The sequence below is a fragment of the Anaerolineales bacterium genome (genome assembly GCA_037382465.1).
In the GTDB taxonomy this organism is placed as follows: domain Bacteria; phylum Chloroflexota; class Anaerolineae; order Anaerolineales; family E44-bin32; genus WVZH01.
Genome location: JARRPX010000048.1, coordinates 1 through 20,881 on the forward strand (window position 1 = coordinate 1; position 20,881 = coordinate 20,881).

The 20,881-nt window shown below is 56.4% G+C and carries 19 protein-coding genes; 8 read left to right on the forward strand and 11 right to left on the reverse strand.

What is annotated here, in order from left to right; translation table 11 throughout:
• The 6 genes from P8Z34_12180 to P8Z34_12205 form a co-directional block, all read left to right on the forward strand.
• Positions 1-250 (forward strand): hypothetical protein (locus tag P8Z34_12180; GenBank protein MEJ2551430.1); only part of this gene is annotated, 250 nt, incomplete at its 5' end.
• Positions 251-650: 400 nt separating this feature from the next.
• Positions 651-1,361 carry a hypothetical protein gene (locus P8Z34_12185; protein MEJ2551431.1) on the forward strand — a complete coding sequence of 237 codons (711 nt, stop codon included), beginning with the start codon at positions 651-653 and terminating at the stop codon, positions 1,359-1,361.
• Positions 1,362-1,390: 29 nt separating this feature from the next.
• Entirely contained in the window at positions 1,391-1,834 is a 444-nt protein-coding gene (locus P8Z34_12190) for a hypothetical protein (GenBank protein MEJ2551432.1), read from the forward strand.
• A gap of 128 nt (positions 1,835-1,962) precedes the next feature.
• Entirely contained in the window at positions 1,963-2,664 is a 702-nt protein-coding gene (locus P8Z34_12195) for a CPBP family glutamic-type intramembrane protease (GenBank protein MEJ2551433.1), read from the forward strand.
• Positions 2,665-2,742: 78 nt separating this feature from the next.
• Entirely contained in the window at positions 2,743-3,930 is a 1,188-nt protein-coding gene (locus P8Z34_12200) for a sensor histidine kinase (GenBank protein MEJ2551434.1), read from the forward strand.
• Positions 3,927-4,559: a response regulator transcription factor gene (locus P8Z34_12205; GenBank protein ID MEJ2551435.1), complete on the forward strand. Its 633-nt coding sequence runs from the start codon at positions 3,927-3,929 to the stop codon at positions 4,557-4,559. The genes P8Z34_12200 and P8Z34_12205 overlap by 4 nt, the downstream gene beginning before the upstream one ends.
• A 120-nt stretch (positions 4,560-4,679) precedes the next feature.
• On the opposite strand, the gene P8Z34_12210 is transcribed toward P8Z34_12205, so the two are convergent.
• From P8Z34_12210 to P8Z34_12225, 4 genes are all read right to left on the reverse strand, one after another.
• Entirely contained in the window at positions 4,680-5,585 is a 906-nt protein-coding gene (locus P8Z34_12210; protein ID MEJ2551436.1) for a PH domain-containing protein, read from the reverse strand.
• Positions 5,586-5,704: 119 nt separating this feature from the next.
• A complete protein-coding gene (locus P8Z34_12215; protein MEJ2551437.1) occupies positions 5,705-6,628 on the reverse strand; it encodes a branched-chain amino acid transaminase in 924 nt (307 codons plus the stop codon).
• A gap of 212 nt (positions 6,629-6,840) precedes the next feature.
• Positions 6,841-8,733, reverse strand: a complete 1,893-nt coding sequence (gene dnaK / locus P8Z34_12220) for a molecular chaperone DnaK (GenBank protein ID MEJ2551438.1) — start codon at positions 8,731-8,733, stop codon at positions 6,841-6,843.
• A 145-nt stretch (positions 8,734-8,878) separates the two neighbouring features.
• Positions 8,879-9,751, reverse strand: a complete 873-nt coding sequence (locus P8Z34_12225) for a methyltransferase domain-containing protein (GenBank protein ID MEJ2551439.1) — start codon at positions 9,749-9,751, stop codon at positions 8,879-8,881.
• 145 nt (positions 9,752-9,896) lie between these two features.
• Here P8Z34_12225 and P8Z34_12230 point away from each other — a divergent pair, with 145 nt between their 5' ends.
• On the forward strand, positions 9,897-10,406 hold the full coding sequence (locus P8Z34_12230) for a DUF1684 domain-containing protein (protein MEJ2551440.1): 510 nt from the start codon (positions 9,897-9,899) through the stop codon (positions 10,404-10,406).
• 150 nt (positions 10,407-10,556) lie between these two features.
• Here the strand turns inward: P8Z34_12230 and P8Z34_12235 are convergent, their stop codons facing one another.
• The 4 genes from P8Z34_12235 to P8Z34_12250 form a co-directional block, all read right to left on the reverse strand.
• The gene (locus P8Z34_12235) at positions 10,557-11,501 is read right to left on the reverse strand and encodes a squalene/phytoene synthase family protein (protein MEJ2551441.1); all 945 of its coding nucleotides are present in this window, start codon (positions 11,499-11,501) and stop codon (positions 10,557-10,559) included.
• A 75-nt stretch (positions 11,502-11,576) separates the two neighbouring features.
• The gene (crtI, locus tag P8Z34_12240) at positions 11,577-13,082 is read right to left on the reverse strand and encodes a phytoene desaturase family protein (protein ID MEJ2551442.1); all 1,506 of its coding nucleotides are present in this window, start codon (positions 13,080-13,082) and stop codon (positions 11,577-11,579) included.
• A gap of 476 nt (positions 13,083-13,558) precedes the next feature.
• The gene (locus P8Z34_12245; protein MEJ2551443.1) at positions 13,559-14,830 is read right to left on the reverse strand and encodes an MFS transporter; all 1,272 of its coding nucleotides are present in this window, start codon (positions 14,828-14,830) and stop codon (positions 13,559-13,561) included.
• 47 nt (positions 14,831-14,877) lie between these two features.
• A complete protein-coding gene (locus tag P8Z34_12250; protein MEJ2551444.1) occupies positions 14,878-15,633 on the reverse strand; it encodes a hypothetical protein in 756 nt (251 codons plus the stop codon).
• Between the two features lie 220 nt (positions 15,634-15,853).
• Here P8Z34_12250 and P8Z34_12255 point away from each other — a divergent pair, with 220 nt between their 5' ends.
• Entirely contained in the window at positions 15,854-16,084 is a 231-nt protein-coding gene (locus P8Z34_12255; GenBank protein MEJ2551445.1) for a hypothetical protein, read from the forward strand.
• A 60-nt stretch (positions 16,085-16,144) separates the two neighbouring features.
• On the opposite strand, the gene P8Z34_12260 is transcribed toward P8Z34_12255, so the two are convergent.
• From P8Z34_12260 to P8Z34_12270, 3 genes are all read right to left on the reverse strand, one after another.
• Positions 16,145-17,425 (reverse strand): MgtC/SapB family protein, encoded by a 1,281-nt coding sequence (locus P8Z34_12260; protein ID MEJ2551446.1) that lies wholly within the window; start codon positions 17,423-17,425, stop codon positions 16,145-16,147.
• Between the two features lie 225 nt (positions 17,426-17,650).
• Complete coding sequence (locus P8Z34_12265; GenBank protein MEJ2551447.1) at positions 17,651-19,264, reverse strand: AarF/UbiB family protein; 1,614 nt, start codon at positions 19,262-19,264, stop codon at positions 17,651-17,653.
• Positions 19,265-19,305: 41 nt separating this feature from the next.
• Positions 19,306-20,881: cation-translocating P-type ATPase (locus tag P8Z34_12270; protein ID MEJ2551448.1), on the reverse strand; the 1,576-nt coding region annotated here is incomplete at its 5' end.

Here is a 20,881-nt window from a genome sequence, read left to right on the forward strand (position 1 = left end):
TGTCTACTATCATGATTTGGTTCAGCTAGAACACTCGACCTACAACGTGTATTTACTCGCCTCTACGTACAGCTTGGGAGGAAATTATGGGTGTGCATTTACGTGGTACCAAAATGTGGCACTAGTAGCGGAGAACGATACGACAAGCGTATATACGGACCTTTATAAAGAAGGTGCCGAGGCAGGACTTGAGAGTATTCGTGAATTCGCTGATACAGTTGGGGGTTTTCCAGAGTGTAATGTCAGATGAATTGGCCTCGTTTCTTTCTCCAAGAAGTGCTTGTGTGTGTAAATCTGAGTCGTCTGCTCGCATATAAATTGGATACTGATTCGCTATTTTCACTACGCTAAATTGAACTGAATCGCACTCGAGCGATGCAAGTCGGGTTGCCCTGCGCTGATACCCTGGCCGAGATGTGTTGGATACGAAATTGCCCGCCTCCGTCATTCCATTCGACCTTTTTTTGATTTGTACATATGCACATAATAGGAGTCGATTTGATCCTTTCCAGATAATGTCGCTGGATTCGACGGAAGTGGAAGAATGGTCTTAATCGAATGTTAATACCTCTTCCCGAGAAAATAGATCAAAATTGAGAAAGGCCGGATTGATTCATCCACATTGGGAGGAGAAATAAGAGATGAATGTAATGAATACTGTATTACCGTTTACTTCCAGCATCATCAGTTTTATCTTCGCATTTCTTATACTCAAGCGCTACACAGCCCGGCGAGGTCCGCATCTACTGCTCTGGGGCATCGGTATGATCTTCTACGGTATCGGTGGGTTCTGCGAGGGATATTACGGCGCTTTCGGTTGGAATGATTTGATTTTCCGTATGTGGTATCTGTTTGGCGCAATCCTGGTGGCTGCCTGGTTGGGGCAGGGCACCGTCTACTTGCTGGCGAAGCGAAATTGGGCGAATGGCTTAATGGTCGTGCTCGCTCTCGGCTCGCTGTACGGATTGATACGTGTCTTTGGCGCAGAACTTGACCCAACGCTGATGACGACGAGCTTGCATACCGGCAGTGAAATGAGCGGTCACGCCATCATCACGCCGGGCGTGCGAACGCTGACGCCTTTCTTCAACATATACGGCACGTTGACATTGGTGGGCGGTGCGGCCTGGTCGGCGTGGATTTTCTGGCGAAAGCGTGTGCTGCTGCACCGGACCATCGGCAACATCCTCATCGCCGTCGGCGCGATGCTGCCAGCATTCGGCGGGACGTTCAGCCGCATGGGACTGAGCGGTGCGTTGTACCTGAGTGAATTGCTGGGGGCCGTTTTGATGTTCGTGGGCTTCCTGCGCGCCATCACACCCATGGGCGCGATGGCGCCGCAGCCCGATCCGGTCGTCTGATCCGCTGTTCTGTAAAGAGGGTCTGAATCATGCCCTTTAGCCTCGACCGTCAACCCGATGACGATGAGTTGGAGTGTGCTCGCTGCGGTGCCTATTTTCACTATCAATTGACCCGCTGTCCCAACTGCGGTGTGAATATCTACGAGCCGGATATTGCCGGGGAAACCGCGGAGCGGGATCGGATCGACGACGCCAGGGAATCCGGTGTCGGTTTGTTTCGTAAACTTGACGACTTTGTGCACAGAATATTGCGCAAGCCGTACCGCATAGACGAAGTCTTCGGAAGCGCGATCGATCAGGCCGTCTTGTACGACGATCTTCTGCAGAAAGTGGGCGGTGACAAGTCGGTCGTTGAGCGGCTGCTGGCGTTCGAGCAGCAGAGACGGCCCGACGGCACGCGCTTCGATTGGCTGAAAAATGCAATTCAGCGCTGGGAGCTGGATAATCGAACTTCGGACAGCGTGGAAAAGTGACGCCTCGAGTACACATTTATAATTTTCCTATCCAACTTCTGGTGTAAGCTAAAATCCATCGATCGCAGGATGACGCGCAGGAACCGGGGTTTTACACTTTCCTCATCTTATTGGTTCCAGGAGGAAAGATGAACAGCCCGGTAATGGAAAAATCCACTGTATTGCGTCGTCTGGCGATCGTGATCATTCTTTTGCTTCTACTCATCGGACCGAATTTCGGTCCAATCCCTTCGCTGCTGCAGCAGCATCTATCCATCGAGACGTCGGTCCTCGTACTGCTGACCTCTTTTGGGATCGGCTTTTGTATCATCATCGCTGTGATGCTGCGTATGAGCGGTGGAACGCCTTTGCGCGAGTTACTGCGTTCGCTGGGGCTCGGCGCTCCCTCCCGTACGGCAGCGAACATCGCCGGTTTGGTGTTGGGTTTGGTATGGGGTGTATTTTTCCTCACCGGCATTTTCCAATTCGACCCCGACGCCAACATCGCCCAGATCAGCGTTTTGCGCGTGGTGGCTGCTTTGCTCGCGGCTGGGGGCGCCTTGCTTGAAGACTTCGTCACGCGCGGTTTCCTGATGAATCAAATGCGGCGTATCGATGTTCCGCAATGGGCGCAGGTCCTGGCATCCGCCCTGGTTTTCGCCCTGTATCATACGATTTGGGGATTCAACATCATTTCATTCGTGTTCAGCGTGGTTTATGGTCTCTTGCTCGGCGGATTGTTCCTGTGGGGGAAACGGAGTCTTACGCCCGTGATTTTGGGGCACAGTCTGGCCGTGCTCATCAGCGAGCCGTTTGCCACGATGATGATCTTCATGGCAGCAGGCATGTAGATATCCATCCGGTCGATTGAAACCGACTGACCTCTGGATTCTTTGGGAGCCCAGAGGTCATGGATTTATCATACGCAAATGGACAATCGTCAGTCGGAACCGAAGCGCGACGTGTGGGAGCAGTGGGATTGGGTGTGGCACGTGTGTGCCTACGCGTTTCTGGGGCTGAATGCGGCATTCGATCTGGCTGGCGATTTCCCCACCGAGCCTATCTGGCTCTTTCTCGGCCTTTCAGCGCTGCTGGCAATCTGGTACTTGCCGTTTGTCGCCGTGCCCATCACGCGTTGGTGGAATTTTCCCGGGCGCGGGGTGCTGTATTTTCTTCTTGGTTGGGCATTGTGGACAGGTCTGCTTGCCTTGAACGAGCGTTCCTTGATGCTGGCGGCGATGTTCTACCCCATGATTTTCAGCCGTTTTCCCATCCGCTGGGCGGTTGCCGTGGCTTTTACGCAGACGTTAGGTTTGTCTGCGCTTTTCCTGCTTCTCTACAACCCGGAGCATTGGCTCATCACCCTTTTGATCGCATTCGGGATTCTGGCGGCCGCGATCCTGATCGGGTTGTTTATTTCCGCGCTGGTTAATCAGAGTTTGGAACGTCAGCGCCTTCTGGATGAATTCACGAAGGCCCGTGCTAGTCTGCTGAAAATGGAGCGCGAGGCGGGGGAGCTGGCTGAGCGTCAACGCCTGGCGCGTGAGATCCATGACACACTCACGCAGCAATTCACTTCGATTATCATGCATTTGTCCGCGGCGGGTTTAGGTGATCCGGATGCGGCACGGGTCCGTGTGCAGCAGGCTGAGCGGGTTGCGCGTGATGGGCTCGATGAAGCACGCCGTATGATCTGGGGGATGCGCCCAGAGCAACTCGAAAACGCTTCGCTGGTCGAAAGCCTCGAAGAGTTGGTGGCGCGCTGGTCGGTTGAGAACGGCATCAATGTGGCGATAACCGTCACGGGGACCCCCAGACCGATTGACCCTTCCATCAACACCGCATTACTGCGCATCTCCCGTGAAGCGTTGCACAACATTCAGAAACACGCCTGCGCAAAGAACGTCAACATCACGCTCTCCTATATGTCCGATGCCCTCGCATTGGATGTGGCAGACGACGGCCGGGGTTTTCGTCATCCACAGGAGCGGCGCGGCTTTGGTTTCAAGTCCATGCGTGAACGTGCGCAGGAGCTCGGTGGTGAGCTGAACATCGAGAGCGAACCGGGCAGGGGCATGAAAGTCGCCGTATCGATACCCCTGGCGGAGGTGACATGACCGTTCGGATCGTCATCGCCGACGACCATCCCGTTGTCCGCAGCGGACTGCGTGCGCTTCTGGCCTCCCAACCGGATTTTGAAATCGTCGCCGAAGCTGAAAACGGCGAGGAGGCTTCGACGTTGTCTGTCTCTCACAAGCCGGACGTTATCTTGATGGATCTGCAAATGCCCGTGATGGACGGCCTGACTGCCATACAGAACATCCTTGCGCTGCAGCCTGAAATCAATATCTTGGTGCTCACCACTTACGACAGCGATGCGGATATCGTACCCGCCATCGAAGCCGGCGCCACGGGCTATCTCCTCAAGGACGCACCGCCCGAATCGCTTTTTCGTGCCGTGCGCAGTGCGGCGCAGGGCGAGGTGGTCCTTGCACCAAGCGTGGCGGATAAGATAACTCGCCGGCTGGCTCGATCCGCGATGGATTCGTTAAGCCTGCGCGAGATCGAGGTGCTGGATCTGGCAGCAAAAGGAAACTCGAACCGGGAAATTGCGGACACGCTGCACATTACCGAGGCGACGGTTAAATCTCACTTTGTCCACATCTTCACCAAATTGGGGGTCAGCGACCGCACAGCTGCGGTAACCGCCGCGCTGAAGCGCAAGATCATCCGCCTCGACCATTGAGTCGATAGCGCGTCGTCTATCCCATACGGGACGAGAATCAACATCTTCTGCGTAAAATCTGTGGATAACTACTGGTTTCTTGTGGAAAAGCCCGGCGTATGTGTGGAAAACTTCAGCCCGTCAAATCGCGGCCAGCAGATGCAAAGTCGCGCCCCACAGCAGCCCGCCAACGATGATCGCCGTTCCCCAAATTGCGTATGCCAGGGGACGATCTTCGTCGCGACGGTAGAACCAGGTGCCTGTGAGCAGGTCCAGGAACCAGCAGAAGACTCCGATCATCGGCAGGAGAAGCAGGCGCCCCGGCGGCGCGTACGGATCGGGATTGCCGAGTGCATCGAATCCGAAAGGCACGCTTGCGGGCAGCATTCCGGCGCGCAGCGCTAAATAACCGAAGAGTAGAAGGGAGGCTGCGATTCCGCTGAGCACCAGGAAACGCGATCGGACGTCGCTCCACATGCGCGCGAATATAAAATCCGGCCGTTGGGAGACGGCCGGGATCGCTTCCAGAGATCCCAGCCTCACCGTGTCGACGAAGTGTTTCTGGAATTCCTGCGGATTGGGTGGGGATATGGCGAAAACCCGCGCGTCGGTGGTGAGCAAAACAATCCCTTCCGAATTGCGCGTGGCGAAGAACTCGATCGGAGCACCATTCTCCGCGTCGAGATGCCCGACGACACAACCCGGCCAGCGAAAACCGATTTCGGGGTTGAGATTCTCGTATTTGACAGAGGCCAATTCGACGCCGCGAATTTCAGCGATGGGAATCTGTTCGTACGCGAACCCCCACGTCAGGTAAAAACCTTCCCGGTCCAGCCGGTAACGCGCAGACAAGAGGCCGTAGATGCGGTAGCTTACCAGAAAGGACAAGGGCACACCGATGACCGGCAGCAGGACCCAGAGGATGATCCACGCAGACATCGTGGCCCGGGCGAGTTGGACGATGCCCAGCACCGTGGCCGCCAGAAGGAGCAGCAAGAACGTTATTCCCAGGGTCAGGCCGAGTTTTCGATTCGGTATGAAAATCATCGTCTTTTTAGCGTGGAATTCCTATGTATACCGTTGACGAACTGGCAGGATCTTTTCCACGAACGCGGATCGTTCGAGCGAGAAAATCCCGCCTCTCGGGCGTTTTCAAATTCGATTCGTCAGCGGTAGACCGGCTCGTTCCAGTGGCGGTATTTCTCGACTTTGCCATGCACGACGTCGGCGTAGAGCGCTTTAAGCTTGGCCGTGATCGGCCCCATCTTGCCGTCCGCGATCGGATGGTGATCGACCAGGGTGATGGCAGTGACCTGCGCGGCCGTGCCCGTCATGAAAAATTCGTCGCAGAGGTAGACTTCTGTGCGGTCGATCGGGCGCTCGATTACTTCGACGCCCAATTCTTCGCGCGCCAGGAGCATGATCGAACGCCGGGTGATGCCTTCGAGGATGTTTTCCGTAACCGGCGGTGTGATCAGCACGCCGTCTCGAACCATGAACACGTTTTCCGCACTGCCCTCCGAGACGTGGCCTTCGTTGGTTAAAACGAGCGCTTCGTCGAAACCGGAGCGCAAGGCATCGGTCTTTACCAGTGCCGAATTGACGTAAGCGCCGCTGATCTTGCCTCTGGCCGGTATGGCGTTGTCATCGATACGGCGCCAGGATGAGAAGGTAACGTGTGCGCCTTCGTCTTTCTCGACATAGCGGCCGAAGGGAACCGAGTAGATACAGAGATCGTCGCGGATGTCGTGCAGTTTGACGCCGACAACCTCCTCCGCCTTGTAGATCAGCGGCCGGATGTACACATCCTGGCGGTGTTCCTCCTTCCGTAAAAGGTCGAGCACGATGTCGCGCAGCTCTTCGGGCGTTTTATCGATTTTCGCGACCAGGAGTTTCGCTGAATTCAACAAGCGTATGAAGTGATCGATAGGACGGAAGACGAAAAGCTGCTTCTGGTCGTCGTTCCAATACGCCCGAATCCCCGCGAATGCCGCCGTTCCGTAGTGCAGCGCATGGGTCATGATGCCCACTTTCGCTTCCGAATAAGGCACGAGTTTACCTTCGAAATACGCAAATTTGGGAAGAGCCACTGTTGTTTCCTCCTGGCAGAACCGTGATCTTCGAGCTTCACAAGATGAGGAAATTATAGAACGGGCGTTGGCTGACTTCAAGCGATCCGCGCTACGTCCAACCTACGATCTGTGCGCCCGCGGTGGATGGGATATCTGGAAGATGGCGCGCGAAGCTACGAAAAAACCGCTCGTCTATTAAGACGAGCGGTGTATTTCGTCCGGGATAAAGGTTAGGCTTCGCGGAATTCACCTTCGACAACGTCACCCTCTTCTTCCGGTCCGCCGCCGTCCGGAGCCGCTCCACCCGTAGAAGGGCCTCCCTGTTGTGCGTAGAGTTGTTGGCTCAGGGCGTAGCTCGCTTGTTGAACTTCTTCGGTCAACTTCTTGATCTTAGCCATGTCGTCGCCCTGCAGCGCGTCATGCAGTTCCTTGATCTTCGCTTCGATGCTCTCCCGATCGCCTGCGGGGACTTTGTCGCCCAGTTCCTTCAAGGCCTTCTCGGCCTGATAAGCCATGGTGTCGCCTGCGTTGCGGGCTTCTGCCATTTCGCGCCGCTTCTCATCTTCGGCGGTGTGTTTCTTGGCTTCGTCCACCATTCGTTCGACGTCGTTATCGTCGAGGTTGGTCGACGCCGTAATGGTGACTTTTTGCTGCTTGCCGGTGGCTTTGTCCTTCGCCGTCACGTTGAGGATGCCGTTGGCATCGATGTCGAAACCGACTTCGATCTGCGGGATGCCGCGCGGGGCCGGCGGGATACCGTCCAGCCGGAAGCGTCCCAGGGTCATGTTGTCGTTCGCCATCGGACGTTCCCCTTGCAGAACGTGAATGTCTACCGCCGTTTGGTTGTCGTCCGCCGTGGAGAACACCTCTTTCTTCTCGATGGGGATCGTGGTATTTCTGTCGATCAACGTGGTCATCACGCCGCCGAGGGTCTCGATTCCCAGAGATAGAGGAGTGACGTCGAGCAGCAATACATCCTTGACCTCACCCGCCAGCACGCCTCCCTGGATGGCTGCACCTACCGAAACCACCTCGTCGGGGTTGACGCCTTTATGCGGGTCCCTGCTCGTCAGGGATTTCACCAATTCCTGAATCATGGGCATGCGGGTTGCGCCGCCGACAAGGATCACCTCATCGACCTTGTCCGCCTGGATGCCCACGTCCTTCAAGACGGCTTGGAACGGCTTCTTGACGCGTTCGACCAAATCCTCACTCAACTGCTCGAATTTGGCACGCGTGATCTTCACTTGCAGGTGTTTCGGACCAGAAGCGTCTGCCGTGATGAAGGGCAGGTTGACTTCCGCTTCCGTCACGGTGGAGAGTTCGATCTTGGCTTTTTCGGCAGCCTCGCGCAGACGTTGAAGAGCCTGACGGTCTTCGCGCAGGTCGATGCCCTGTTCCTTCTTGAATTCATCAGAGATGTAGTTGAGAATGCGATGATCCCAATCGTCGCCGCCCAGGTGCATGTCGCCGTTGGTCGCGCGCACCTCGACGACGCCGTCACCGACGTCCAACAGACTGACGTCGAACGTGCCGCCACCCAGGTCGAAGACCAGGATGGTTTCGTTGCCTTTCTTGTCCATACCGTAGGCCAATGCGGCCGCAGTCGGTTCGTTGATGATGCGCATCACTTCCAAACCGGCGATCTTGCCTGCGTCCTTGGTGGCCTGACGCTGGGAATCGTTGAAGTATGCCGGAACCGTGATGACGGCTTTGGTTACTTTTTCTCCCAGGTATGCTTCCGCATCGTTCTTGAGCTTGGCCAGGATCATGGCCGAAATTTCTTGCGGTGTGTAGTCTCGGCCGGCGGCCGGGATCTTCACGCGCACGTCGTCCGACGGACCTTTGACGACCTCATAGGAAACCATCTTGCGTTCGGTTTCGACTTCGTCATATCGCCGGCCCATAAAGCGCTTGATCGAGTATACGGTGTTCTCCGAGTTGACAACCGCCTGGCGTTTCGCGGTCTGTCCCACCAGCCGTTCACCGTTGCTCGTGAAGGCCACGACGGAAGGACAGAGTCGACCGCCCTCGGCGGTGGTGATCACTGTAGGATCGCCGCCCTCCATCACGGAAACGACGCTGTTCGTTGTTCCTAGGTCAATGCCTATGATCTTCGACATGAATTTCACCTCACAATTTCAAATGTCCTCACGCTGAAATGATACTCGATTTTCACAAGAGGAGTATTAACAAGATGTTGGAGACTCGTTGGAAATTACTTTCCGAGTGTCAATTCTGCTGCGGTGTGCGCCACCGGCATGTCGTTCACCCTCCTTTGCTTGCGACAACTCCGAAGGCATCGAAGCGGCGCTTCACCCGGATGAATCCCGCCTCCCTTAATCGCTGAACTACACCGCCCCCCACGCTGCGACCCGAGCGGCTGGCCAGATCACCCACGTAATGGAAAATCTTCCCCCCGGATTTCAATACGCGCAGCATCTCCCGGTAGAAATCTCGGGAATACAGATCTCCCGCCAGTCTGAAGGTGGGCGGATCGTGAAGGAGCCAGTCGAAGGAAGATGACTCGAATTGCTCGATCGCCTCGTATGCGTCCTCGATCCTGCGCTCGATCTTCGGATCGTGGAACAATTCGCGGGACCACGGATTGCGCCGCGCCACATCCACGACGGCGGGATCGAGTTCGATGCTGACGACGCGATCGACGCGCCTGGCGAGTGCGATGGCCGTGTAGCCCAAGCCCGTGGCCGTGTCGAGCGCCAGTCCGCCCCTGGGGTTCAATGCCCCGATCTTCAGTCGCGTGTCCTGCAAGGGATCGACGTCCTTGATGCGGTGCATGGGAAAACCGGCCAGCAGCATCGTAGGTGCCCCCGCGGTCGGCATCAGGCTGACGGCGCGCCCGGTGGTTTGGGAGAATGCCTGGATTTTTTGCACCCCGTCTTCAAGCAGTTGAAAGCAGCCCATCTTCGATTTCAAGATCTTGTCCGCATCCTGCCAACTTAACATCCGGCCGGAGGGAAAATGGATGCCCTCTGGCTCGATTCGCACCTCGACCGTCGATAAGCCGAGATCGGGTGAAACCACAACCCGCGGATCCCCCGCTTGTTTCGCCTGAACGATGATCTCGATTTGCCGAAAGGATAGTACGATCAATTTGGTCCGCCTCGGAGCATTTTCCATCCCAAGTGTATCCCATCCGGGTTGTATACTCGATATGAATCATGGCAGACGCCACGAAGAAAAACGAAGCTCGAAATGAATACCGCCGGCGGGTGAAGTAAGATTCGGGTTTCGTTCGGCATCAAAATATACGAGAGGAGTGACGATGTCAGAGCTGCAAACCTTTCGCAAAGAAAAGGACGAATTCTTCCTCACCAGTCCGCACAGCCCGCTGACTGCGGATCAAAAGGCTTCGTTCAGCGGGTTGCTGTACTTTCCGGAGAACGAGGCGCTCAACCTCGATGTAGATATTGAAAGTTTCCCCAAAGGAGATGAGATTCAAATCCAGACCAATACGGGTGACGTGCAGCAATATGAACGCTTTGGCCGCTTCACGTTCGAAGTCGACGGCGAATCTGCGTCGTTGACCATCTACGTCAATCAAAGCGGGTACTTCCTGCCCTTCGTCGATTCTTTGGCTGGAGAGGAAACCTACCCGGCCGGGCGCTACCTGGAGCCGGAGCCTCAGGCGGATGGGCGTTTCCATATCGATTTCAACATGGCCTACAACCCATACTGTGCCTACGGCCCGCATTGGTCTTGTCCCATTACGCCTGCCGAAAATCGATTGAACGTGCCCATACGCGCCGGAGAGAAGATTTTCGAAGCACATTAGTGAATGAATCGGTAATTTCCCGGCTGGTTGTCTCGGTGAGATGCTGCTGGATATCGCTTAACGTGTGGCGAATGTGGCACGTGTAGCGATTTTGCCGCGCGGGAAGTGTTGACCGATCTGTAACCTCGCGCAGCGCCGGAGCCGCATTCTTTAGAGCACTTCCCTTTGCCGAAAATTCTTTCCACAAGTGCATACTTCGGATCGTCTATGGATGTTCGAAAGCGCGTGTCTGATTGTGACGCTGACCGCCACTCCGGCGATTTTAAGCCAATTGATGAAGCTTCGCCGCTGGCCGTAGTCCGCACGCAGCACGTAATCATCGCGCTCGATGATGTCCAGGATCGTCTCGAAGCGTGCGCAGTACCAATAGCCCGCAATCTTACAGCGCAGGACCGATAGCTGATCCAGATACTGCTTTCCTTTGGAGAAATACACCCGCGCCAGCTCGACCCGGTTTCGCACCCAGGCTCGAAAGGCCGGATTGCCTACATCCTCGAGATTCAAGTCGTGATCGTCGATGTATTCGGTGGGAATGTTGATATATCCCTCGGAGATATCGGAGCGCATGTCGCGCAGCATGTGGGTGATGTGTGCGGCAGTCGCTGCGAGATATCGATTCTCCCCATCCGGATAGGCGTGTTCGTTGCAGACGAAATGCTGGATGGCGTCCGTCACGGCGGTTCCCAGCCGTGAGGCGTACCATTTGAGTTCTTCCTCCGAGATCGTCCGCCCTTTCCGTAGTGCGTCGAACTCGATGATGGCAAAGAAATTGTGAATGAAAGATTTCAACCCGCTGTTTTCGCGCTTGTCGTTCTGGATGAGATCCGCAATCATCGCTTCTTCCGGCGACAATCCGTCCACCAGCCGCATGCCGTAGAGATCTGTGATCAATTGCTTCTGTCGAGCAACGAACGCCATTCGCTCGGATTGGGACGAGGAGAACTCATCGACAACGTCATCGGCCCAACGAAAATAGGCATAGGCCTTCAGACAGTCGTCCGCCAGGGTTTTGTCCGCCAGAAAGCATGCCGTGTAATAGGATTGTTTGCTGCTTTTCCGCGTTATCGAATGTGCGAGCTGTGCGGTGTCAACCAACGTGACCTTCCTTTCCCGATTTTCCTCAATGTCGTGCGATACCGGCTAGAAACCTGAACGAAGTTGGTACTGGCCCTAACCTGCTTGTATTGCCGCGGCGATGTTGTGCTCATCAGCGATGCGCCTGACGACCAGGTCTGCCGACACGAGGACAGTGGGCATGCCGGTTCCCGGATGGGTGCTGGCGCCAACGAAATAGAGATTGTTGTATTCGTCGTGTTTGTTGTGTGGGCGCATGTAGCCCATCTGGAAAAGATCGTGGCTCAAACCGTGCGTCGACCCTTTGGTGAGATTGAGCTGGGTGCGCCAATCCTTGGGCGTCAACAACTTCTCGAATTTGATATGCGCTTCCAGGTCTTCGATCCCTACTCCAGCCAGTCGCTGCAGCACGGCTGAGCGCATTTTCTCGGCGACGATCTCCCAGTCGAGCGGCGCGTCGTCGCTCAGGTGCGCCAGGGGCAGCGCCACGGATAAAGATTCTTGTCCCTCCGGCGCTATGGACGGATCGGTGTACGCGGGTGCGTGAACGTAAAAATGTGGATTCTCGGGAACCGTACCGGGTGCGAACATGGCTTCAAAGCCGCTGCGAATGTCCTCGGCGATAAAGAGATTGTGCAAACCGAGCTGCGGGTAGCGCTTATCCACGCCCCAGAAAAAGAGTAGCCCCGAACAGCCGTGTTCACGGTTCTCGAGACGTTCTCCAAGTTTTCGATCCGGCAAGAGATGGCTGTAGACGTAGGGCAGATCTGCGTTGGCGATGACGATGTCCGCCGGAAGCTGCCTGCCTCCGGCCAGTGTTACACCGGTCGCACTGCGGCAGTTGACTTCGATCCTCTCAACGGGTGTGTTGAGCATGAAGTTAACCCCGTGCGTTTCGGCGATCTTGTGCAGCGCCTCGACAACGGCGTTCATGCCGCCCATGGGATACCAGACGCCCTCGGCAAATTCGGTGTACTGCAGCAAGGAGAAGATCGCCGGTGCTTCGTAGGGGTCCAGGCCCATGTATAAATTTTGAAACGTGAAAGCGAGCTTCAGGCGTGGGTCCTTGAAGTAGCGGCCGATGTACGTCTGATGCCGCCTCAACGCCCGCAGCCTCAGCAGCAAGTATAGATTGCGGGGTGTCAGAAAGGACCGCCAGCTGGTGAAGTTGCGCCTGACCAGATATTTTTGGGATTGGTTGTGATGGGCATATGCTTCGGACAAGTAGCGCAAGAATCCGGCGAAGCTCCCCGGCTCGATCGCCTCCAATTGATTTCGCATGTCCACCAAATCGGAAGTCGGTGTCAGTTTCGACCCGTCTCCAAAGTGGATCTGGTAGCTGGGATCGATGCGCCGCAAGTCCAGATGATCTTCGATACGCTCACCCAATGCCGCGAAGGCATCCTCGTAGAGTTTTGGTATGAGATACAGCGTGGGGCCGGTGTCGAAGCGGTGACCATCTCTTTCGATCATTCCACAGCGCCCACCCACACGATCGCATTTTTCAACTCCCGTGACCCGGCAACCCGCCTGCGCCAGGCGGGCCGCCGTGGTGATTCCACCGATGCCCGCTCCTACCACCACGATGTTCGGTTTACTCATTACGCTTGCACTCCAGTGTCATGTTCTCGCAAACCAACTATATGGGAAGTCTGCGGCTTCTGTGTATCCAGGTCGGTGAACGGAATCTCAATTTCCAACAATCGGTGGACCAGCCTACCGGCCTTCTGAATGGCGTCACCCACAAACGAAAACGGCTTTTCTCACCTGCAGATACGGGTGCATTGTAATATTTCCCCGCAGGCTTTCCTTGACGCAACGCTGACATCCATCATGGGGTTCGATGTCAGTTGCCTGGAACGACAACCGACGATGTATTGCCAAAGTTGGCCCGCACATCACCTGCCGAGAAAAGAACTTCCTGTTTTATACGCCTGGCGACGCCCGTTTGAGCCGGTTTTCATCTGTCGACAAGCAGCGCATTTTAACACGAGCCCGTCGTACGGCATCAGGGTCTGTATATTATCTATACGGGGAATTGGTGGACAAGTTGTACGTGGGGGTCAGAATCTCCTCTTCTATTCTTTTTTACCGGCCTCTTTTAACAGCAAGGCCAGCATACCGGCGGCCAGCAGCGCCAGAATCGCACCAAACAGGAAAGGTGCGCCCGCTCCGAATCCGTTCCACTGCCCGATGCCCTGCCACAAGATGCCGGCGATGAGGCTCGCCGGGAAGGCCATCAGGCCGATGGCGGCGTTGTAAACTCCGTAGGCGGTGCCGCGCTGCTCGAACGAAACCAGGTCGGCCACGAATGCCCTTCCGACGCCCTCCGTCAAGCCGTAGTAAACCCCATATGCGGCCATCAAAATCCAGATGTGTAAGTTGGTGCTCGAGCGAGCGAAGCCCAGATAGACCAGGGCGTAGAAAATCCACCCTCCGATCAACAACTTTCGTCGTCCGATGCGATCCGAAAGTGCACCCGCGGGCGTGGAGATCAGCGCATAAACAAAGTTGAACAGGATCATGACGCCCAGCACCGCACTGACGGATAAACCGGCGTTCTGGGCGCGCAAGACCAGGAAGGCGTCCGATGAATTTCCCAGCGTGAAGATCACGATCACCAGCAGAAAGATACGGAAGCGGCGGTCGAAATCGTGGAGTCGGATGCGCGGGGATTGCTTCTTCGCTTCGTCTCTGGCCGACGAGTTTTTCTGCGAGCGCTTTATATCCCGGGCCCCGAATCCAATCACCAGGACCGCCAAAACGGCGGGGATCAGGCTGATCAGCACCACCAACTGGAAGGTAGATCGGGAAAGTTGACTTTGATTTCCCTGCGTCAGAATCACGATTAACAGTGCAATAGCCAATCCCAACACTGCTCCTGCGGTGTCTCCGGCGCGATGCAGCCCAAAAGCCAGGCCGCGCTGCCGCTCATCGATGCTGTCGGCGACCAATGCGTCGCGCGGTGCGGTTCGAACCCCTTTTCCCACACGATCCGCGAATCGCACACCCAACACCCACGGCCAACGATTGGCGAAATACAAGAACGGCTTGGCACAGGTCGATAACGCGTAACCCAACACCGCAAGGCGTTTCCGCTCTCCCAGCCGGTCCGACAGCCAGCCGGAGTACGCCTTGAGCAAACTGGCCGTCGCTTCTGCAATTCCCTCGATCACGCCCACGATGGAGGTGCGCACCCCCAGTACGTTGAAAAGGAAGAGCGGCATCAGGTTGAGCAGCATCTCGGAGGACACATCGTTTAGAAAGCTTGTGGCGGTCATGACCCACACGTTGCGCGGCAATCGTTGAATTACAGTTGTCTTGGTCTTGTTGTTGGTTTCGTCGGTCATCGTGAGTCCTTTGCAATTTCCGAATCAGAGGCTGGAGGAACCGCTCCTCATTCCGGTCTTCTTTTCAATCGCATGTGCTCGCCGATCTGGTCGCTGTGGACCTCGAACTCTTCTGCGCCGAGGCGCATCAAGATCTTCCAGCCGGGCGTCGCGACTTGCTCGCACGTTTCCCCCTCGTCAGGCAAACCCAGGCAGGAATCCGGCCAGGAAGCGGGAATGAATTCGATGACTTCCACGTCTCCGGGAATCACGTCCATGTGCTCTGCGAGAAAGCCGACTGCCGCGGTCACAGCGGGGGGAAATGGCTCGTCGACGGGTGACGACGGCTGCGTGAGCGGATCACCGATCAGTCCGTTGAGAAACACGATCGTCCCGCCGTCCGTGCCGGGGTAGGCCACGATCAAACGTCCGGTCGCCCAGATATTTACCCGATCCGGCCACGGAAAAGGCCGTGCATCGATGCCGCTCCCGTCGACGGCAATACTCGCGGAGATCGCGGTCCGCGCTTCCTGGCTCTCGTACTCGTAGACGTATATCACCGCCGAATCGATTTGAAAGACTTCCGCCGGAACGCCCAGGTCGAAATTCCCTGGTGCCGCCGTCTCTCGCAAGTCAGCCCCGGCATCCTGCAGCGCCTCGATGAAATCCTGCTTGTCCTCGATTTCAACCGAACGGGGTTCGATTTCCTCGGTGCAGGCCGTTAGCAAAAGAATGCCGAGGATAACCAATAACGTCCCCGACCGATAACGATTTTTATTCCCGAACAATGCAGCAGCCCCTCTTCCCGTCAAATTGGAAACCATGTGCAATTTTCCCCCGAAGCTCACCCAAGAGTGTACATCAACGAGAGCATAATTACATAGTGGGATCGAAAATTCATCGACATGTGGCTTAAACGCGTCCCCAGCAGTTGTTGAACCGGATAGATCATCATCTGGATGCCAGTTTTTTTCTCTCCGCACTCGTTTGACGCGCGCCAAATGGGTATAATGGACTCATAGGGATGATTTCCGGGAGGATCGTATGGCAGAAGAGTCGAAATCCTCAGCAGATGAAAAGCAGCGGTGCTGTCCGCCAGAGGCCACGCGCGAACATCTCCGCTCGGCACGCAAGGAAATGCGCGAAGCGTGGAAAACGCTTCTACCGCCCGAATTTATCGAGCACCGCCGTGCGGCAAGGCGCGAATTCCTGATGGCGGCCCGATCGTTGATCGATCACGCCATCGAGCGCATGGATGCAAGAGAAAAAGCGTAAATCGGCTCGAGCCGGGTCGGAACGCAAAACCTGAATTTGCGCCGCTCCCGAATCGGATCGCTACGCGCTGACGAAGATAATCAAACTGCTCACGAGCCCGGTCAGCACTACGATTCCGAAGGCACGTACGATCGTTCTGCGTAATTCTGTGGATCCCAGGGTCCAGGCCATCACCGCCTTTGCAACGGTGTTGACCAGGGCGGCCAACACGACCGCAAACCCCGCTACCTGGGATTCCATCTGACTGTTCGAGGCCAACTCTGATACACTGAGCGTGATCGCGTCTACGTCCGTCACCCCGCTGATCGCACTGGCAACGTACACCCCGGTTTCCCCGAACGCCTCGTTCGCCCACTGCACGACGATCAGGATTACGACAAACGCCAGGGCAAAAGTGATCGCCGTCGGTAGGCGCAGGGGGTTCGAGACCTCGACCGGTTTTCGTTCCTCCGCATTAAGGGTGTTTCGTCGACGCCGGAGGAAGAACACCAAACCCAAACTGGCGCACAGCATCGCAACCATGGGGATAGCGATTACATGCAGCAGCGGAGTGTAAACGATCGCCACCTCGATCATTATGCGAGGGAACATCACGCTCGAGGTCAACAGGATGCCCTGTGCCAATATCGAGGAAAGTTCCGGATTGCCTTTACTCCTGCCGGAGAAACTGACGGTCGTCGCTGTGCTGCTCACCAGGCCGCCCAGAATGCCGGTGACTCCGATACCTTGTTCGGCGCCGAGCATCTTGATCAGCACGTAGCCGAAGAAGCCGATGCCCGAGACAAGGATGACCAACAGCCAGATTTGATACGGATTGACGACGTTGAAGGGCCCAAAATTGCGATTGGGCAGCAGCGGCAGTACGACGGCAGTGATCAGTAAAAATTCCAGGATCGCACGCAGGTCTTTGGCGCTCATGCGGCTCGTCAACTTGCGCATGGCAGGTTTGATGGCCAGCACCAACGCCGTTATGACTCCCAACGCGGAGGCGATCTCGAATTCGTCCCAGACCACCATGGCGCCCAGCAGCGGCGCGATGAGGGCCGCGACCTCGGTTGTAATACCCTCCTCATGCTTGCGAACGATCTCACCCATGTAGCTGGCCCATACCAGCAAGATAATGCCGATGTAGGCTGCGAGAAAAGGTAAGATCCCGAAGTCTTCAACCAGGTAGGCGCCGATCGCCCCAAGCAACGACATGAGCGAAAACGTGCGGATTCCTGCGAAGTCCTCTTCGCCCATTTTCTGCTGGACGAACTCGCGTTCCAGGCCGATGAGTGCGCCGATCAACAGCGCCACGGCGAAGCGCCACCAAGGTTCGAGATTGATCAAATCGCTCAAAATGCATCTCCTCTTTCTCTCGCAAGCTTGTTGACCTGTCGCGATTCGGACAAGAGTATACTAAACAATCCTGGTCGATGCCGCGTCGGTATGAAAACGGAGATGTAGTTCGATCGAAGGCGTGCGAAACCGCCCGGTAATTGGATTCCCGCAGCAGATCGACGACTCGTGGCGTGCGCAATCTGGTGCGACGTGTGCTCATGATCCCCCTTGCAGCCCGGCGCTTCAGCCGCGCACGGTCAACAGCAGTGCGAATCCGCCGAGCCCGAAGCATACACCGCCGAGCGTGTGTTCACCGTTGATGTAGAAGATGCTCCCGGTCAACAACAGCGCGGCGAAGACAACAGATCCCACGATGCGGTTGGTGGCCTTCGCCAGGCGGCGGATCTGGTTTTCCACTTCCGGCTCGAATTTGGCCGTGACCCTCACCTCGCCGCGCTCGATCTTGGATAAAGCAGCTTCCATCCTGGCCGGTAGAACGGCCAGGGCGCGGATTTGTTCCATTACGGCCGGTATCAATTCGTTGATCCAATCACCCGTTTCTTCGGTCAATAGTCCCTCCGCAAATGGACGCAGATTCTCGAAAAAATTAAAGTCCGGATCGAGTCCCACGCACATGCCCATCAAGATGCTGATGCAGCGTCCGAGAAACAACAAATCGGACGGCACCTGAAAAGGCATTTCGTAAAGTACATCGCGATACTCGTGTGCGATCTCACGCATTTCCTGTGGGTGCGTCTGGATGATCTCGCGAATGCGGTCGATGTCTGCACTTGGCAGTAGAACGCCGAGGCGTTGGTAGGCTTGCATCATGCGGTCTACGTTGCCGGTCCCGATGGCGATCAAGGCGTCGCGCAGCCCCGCTTTTGCTTCCGGCGTGATCCGGCCGACCATGCCGAAGTCGACGAAGACCAGACGCCATTTTCCCTCGTCGAGCGGTTCGACGAACAGATTTCCGGGATGGGGATCGGCGTGGAAGAAGTTTTCGTCGAAGATCTGATGGAAGTAAGTGTGCAGCAAGCGCCTGGCGACCTGCTCCAGTTCCACGCCGGCTTCTTCGATTGCCGCATAATCGGTGATCTTGATGAAGTAGACATCTTCCAGCACCAGGACTTCCTTCGTCGATTGCTGAGCGTACACTTTCGGGATGCGGACGTTCGCGTCGCCGGCGAACATCTCAGCAAAGCGGCGCGCATTTTCGGCCTCGGCAACGTAATCGACTTCCTGCCACACCGTTTGACTGAATTCAGCGAAGATGGCGTCCAGATCCGCTCGGCGGCTGATGGGAGGATAGCGTTTGATCCAGCGGACGATGGTCTGCAGTGCGTCCATGTCGATCTTGATCAAGCTGCGTATGCCGGGGCGCTGCACTTTTACGACGACTTCGTCCCCCGCCGGCAGGCGCGCGCGGTGAACCTGACCCAGGGAAGCCGAGGCAAGGGGCTGCGCTTCGACCCATTGAAAGCATTCTTCCAGCGGCCGGCCGAAGGATGATTCGATTTTGCCTCGCATGGCATCGAAGGATTCCGAGGGAACCTCATCCTGCAGACCGGCGAGTTCGTCCGTCACGGCATCGGGGAGTACATCCAATCGGGTGGAGAGGAATTGGCCCACCTTGATCCACAATCCTCCCAGGCGGGTGGCGAGGATTCGGAAACGTCGAGCGTGGCGTTTATAGCGGCGCTCCGCTGTGCGTCTTGCCATGCTGCGTAATCCCAGGTGACGCAGCAGGATATCCCACAGGAAAATGCTCAATATCATACCGGTAAAAAAGAGCGTCACGCGTAAGTAGCGCATACGAAGTGGGAATCGATGCAGCAATGTTTTATCGGATTCCATCGATTTAACCGCCATTACCTGTTTTCACCATAAAGGAACTTTTAGACGGGCTGCCTCTTCATTTTACGCTGCGACCGATTGAAGAAGACCTTCGTCAGTTCGGCTACGATGGCTGGCACCACGAGAAGAGGAAGAATCGTCCGCCAATGCTCCCATTCGAGCGCCACCGTGTTGAAAGCGGTCTGCAAGAATGGTACGTAGATCACGATCAGCAGCATGAGCAGTGACGAAAACACAGCGACGAACATCGACTTATTGCTGAAGAAGCCGATGCGCAGCAGCGGATACCTATCTGATCTCGCCGTCATCGCACGCAGCAGTTCGGACGCCGAAAGGGTCACGAATGCCATGGTGTCGGCAAGCATCGAACCTTCGGATTGGATACGCAGGCCCAGCAGGTATGCCAGCAGTGTCACTGAGGCGATCGCCACCGTCTGAATGGCGATACGAATGCGCATCTCGCGATTGATGATCGACTCGGTCGGAGGGCGCGGTGGGCGCGTCATCGTGTCGGGGTCTCCTTTTTCCACCCCCAGGGCCAACGCCGGAGCGCCGTCGGTGATGAGATTGAGCCAGAGTAGTTGGATGGGTGTTAATGGCGACGGCAGCCCGGCCAGCACGGCGCTGAAAATGACGACGATCTCGGCCAGGTTGCACGAGAGCAGGTAGAAAACGAACTTTCGGATGTTGGCGTAGATAACGCGTCCCTGCTCGACGGCGGCCACGATGCTGGCGTAGTTGTCGTCGGTCAACACCATATCGGCCGTCTCCTTGGCCACGTCTGTGCCGGTGATGCCCATGGCCACACCGATGTCGGCGCGTTTCAAGGCCGGCGCGTCGTTGACTCCATCACCGGTCATCGCGGCGATTTCGTCGTTGTGCTTGAGCGCATCCACGATGCGCACTTTGTGCTCCGGGGAGACGCGTGCGTACACGTCGACATCCAGAACCTCTCGTTGGAGACCCGCATCGTCGAGCTGGTTCAGATCGGCTCCGGTTAGAACCCGATGACCGGGCTGCATCAACTCGATCTCTTCCGCAATCGCGCGCGCCGTGTCGGGATAATCCCCGGTGATCATCACGGTACGAATTCCCGCCCGGCGTGCTTTCTGAATTGCGGGGCGCACTTCCATACGCGGCGGATCGATCATACCCATCAGCCCCACGAAGATAAAATCGCGCTCCACCTCTTCCGGTGTAGCATCGACCGCCACGTCCTGTTCTACCCGGTAGGCCACTGCTAAAACCCGCAGCGCTTGCTGTGCCATGGTTTCGTTCGCCTGCAGGATGCGGGCCCGCTTCTCGTCGGTCAACGGCACGGATTGATCGTCAATGTTTTGATATTGCGTACATAGATCGAGCACCACATCGGGAGCGCCTTTGATCGCCGCGACTTCCCATTCCTGTAATTTATCGTCGTAGAACGGGCTGGCGTCATCCGGGCGTGGTTCCTGAATTCGATGAACCGTGGTCATGCGCTTGCGTGTCGAGTCGAAGGGAATTTCTTCGATGCGCGGGTACGCCCTTTCCAGTTTGTCGCGATCCGCGCCGGCTTTTGCGGCCGCGACGACCAGCGCCGCTTCCGTGGGATCGCCCACGACGCGAGGCGTTGCCTCC